The sequence below is a fragment of the Bradyrhizobium sp. P2_E8 genome (genome assembly GCF_056403875.1).
The window spans coordinates 1-2353 of sequence record NZ_JBFUES010001080.1 but is presented as its reverse complement, the minus strand read 5'-3'; the positions used below and the strand labels follow the sequence as shown (position 1 = coordinate 2353).

Annotated in this window: 3 protein-coding genes; all 3 read right to left on the bottom strand. The window is 67.5% G+C overall.

Going from position 1 to position 2353, the window contains the following annotated elements; genetic code table 11:
• On the bottom strand, window positions 1-767 hold a 767-nt coding region (locus AC1D00_RS36890; RefSeq protein WP_477014056.1), incomplete at its 3' end, for an ABC transporter permease.
• Window positions 764-1546, bottom strand: a complete 783-nt coding sequence (locus tag AC1D00_RS36885; RefSeq protein WP_404554507.1) for an IclR family transcriptional regulator — start codon at window positions 1544-1546, stop codon at window positions 764-766. The genes AC1D00_RS36890 and AC1D00_RS36885, both read right to left, overlap by 4 nt.
• 176 nt (window positions 1547-1722) lie before the next feature.
• Window positions 1723-2349 carry an alpha/beta hydrolase gene (locus AC1D00_RS36880; RefSeq protein WP_477014057.1) on the bottom strand — a complete coding sequence of 209 codons (627 nt, stop codon included), beginning with the start codon at window positions 2347-2349 and terminating at the stop codon, window positions 1723-1725.
• Between the last annotated feature and the right edge of the window lie 4 nt (window positions 2350-2353).

Here is a 2353-nt window from a genome sequence, read left to right as displayed (position 1 = left end):
ACGTTGAAGTTCGCGGAGATCTGCTGGTAGATCAGGATCGGCAGCGTCATGATCTGGAAGCCGCCGAGCAGGATCGGCGTGACATAGGCGCTGATCGCCAGCGCGAAGACGAGCAGCGAGCCGGCGAGAATGCCGGGCAGACTCAAGGGTAGCGTCACCTCAAGGAAGGCGCGCAAGGGGCTTGCGCCGAGATTTTCCGCGGCCTGCTCCAGCCGCTCGTCGATGCGGCCGATCACGCCGGTCAGCGTCAGCACCATGAAGGGCACGTAGATGTGGACGAGGCCGACCACGATGCCGGTCTCCGTGTACATCAGCTTGAGCGGCTGGCCGATGACGCCGAGCGACATCAGGGTCTGATTGACGACGCCCTTGTCGGACAGCAGCGTCATCCAGGCGAAGGTGCGCACCACGATGCCGGTCAGCATCGGCGCCAGCACCGCCATCAGCAGCAGGGCGTGCCCGGTGCGGCTCTTGATGCGCGCCATCCAGTGCGCCAGCGGATAGCCGATCGCGAGCGCGACCAGCGTGGTCACGAGTCCGATCCGGATCGTGGTCCAGATCACCTCGAGATAAAAGGGATCGTCGACCATGCGGGCGTAGTGACGCGTGGTGAAGGCGACCTTCGGCGCCACCACCGGATTGCCGGTGAGCACGCTCATCAGCGCCATCAGCCCGATCGGCAGGAAAAAGAAGAGGGCAAACAGCAGCGCGCTCGGCAGAATGAAGAGCGCAAGGCCGTTGGGACGCGTGGTCGCGGCGCTGCTCATCGCGTCCCCGTCTGAACGCGCGCTGTATCCTGATCGAGCGGATCGCCGGTCATGCGCCGCAGTTTTGCGGCCATCGCCGCCAGCTCACGGCGGACATCAGCGCGCTCGCCGGCGGTGGTTGCCTGCACCGAATAGGACACCGCGATTCCGATCATCTCGCCGGTCTCGCCGCTCTTCAGCGCAAAGCCTTGCGAGCCGACGCCCTCGATCGATTCATCGGCCGCTTCCGACACGCCGGTGCGGCGGATCTCGTCGAGGCGGGCCATCAACTGCTTGAAGTTCTGCGGCGAGTTGCGCGGCAGCTTTGGATAGGTCGCGGGTACGCGCGCGCGAATGTCCTCGTCGGTGAGGCGGGCGAGCATGGCGCGGCCGTTGGAGGTGGCGAGCGCCGGCGTGCGCTGGCCGGGCGGATTGACGACACGCAGGGGATTCGAGCCCGGCACGATCCTGAGCACGACCTGCTCGTAGCCGTCGAGCACGGCGATATAGCCGGTGTGGCCGGTGCGGGCGCAGACCTCGCGCAGCTCGCGCTCGGCCATGCTGATGAGATCGTCATGGGCGCGGTGCAGCCGGCCGAGCTCGAAGGTGAGCAGACCCGGCCGGTAGCGGCGGGTGTGCGGGTCCTGCTCGAGCAGGCCGCAGTCGCGCAAGGACCGCAGCAGCCGCGAAGTCGAGCTCTTCGGCTTGCCMGTCAGTGCCATCACGTCCGCGAACGACAGATCCGGCCGCGCGCTGGAAAAGCAGCGCAGGATCTCGATCGCGTTGGTGAGGGCGCTCATGAAGCTCGGTCCAAGGCAGTTCCAAATTCCGGAACCTTGTCCCAAATTCTAAGCCTGGCGCGGAAACGGGCAAGCGGAAATTTCCGGCAGGGTGGTGCCCGATTGCGCAGATGCGGCGGAAGGTCGCTCGCCGTTTCGAAGCGGCGCACCGCGGTTGGGCGGTGCGCGCTTTGGGATCAGGCCGCTTCCGCGGCGACGTTGGCGATCCAGTCGCGGGCGAGCGTGACATCGGCTTGCGACAATTGATGGCCCGCCGGCAGGACCTTGTGGGTCACGCCGGCACCTGCCTGCGACAGCAGCGCAGCGAGCCGTGCCGAGTTGCTCGCGGGCACGATCGGATCGGCCTGCCCGGACAGGAGCAGGACCGGCTTGCCGCCGAGCTCCGCCTTGGGCGGATCCGATAGCGGCACCATGGCGCGCAGCAGGATCGCGCCCGCCAGCACGTCCGGTTTCAGCAGCAACAGCGCGGCTGCGATGTTGGCGCCGTTGGAGAAGCCGACCGCAACCGGCGCGGCGATGCCGTAGCGCTGCCGCGCCTCGCTGACGAAGTCGCCGAGCTCGCGCGCACGCAGGCGCACGTCGTCCTCGTCGAACACCCCTTCAGCGAGGCGACGGAAGAAGCGCGGCATGCCGTGCTCGAGCACGCGGCCGCGCGGCGAGAGCAGGGCCGAGCCGGGCGAGATCATCTTGCCGAGCCCAAGCAGGTCGTTCTCGTCGCCGCCGGTTCCGTGGAGCAACAGGAGCGGGGCCGAGCCCGCGCTGGTCGCGGGCTCGAAGCGATGGATGAATGCACTCTCGGTCATGACA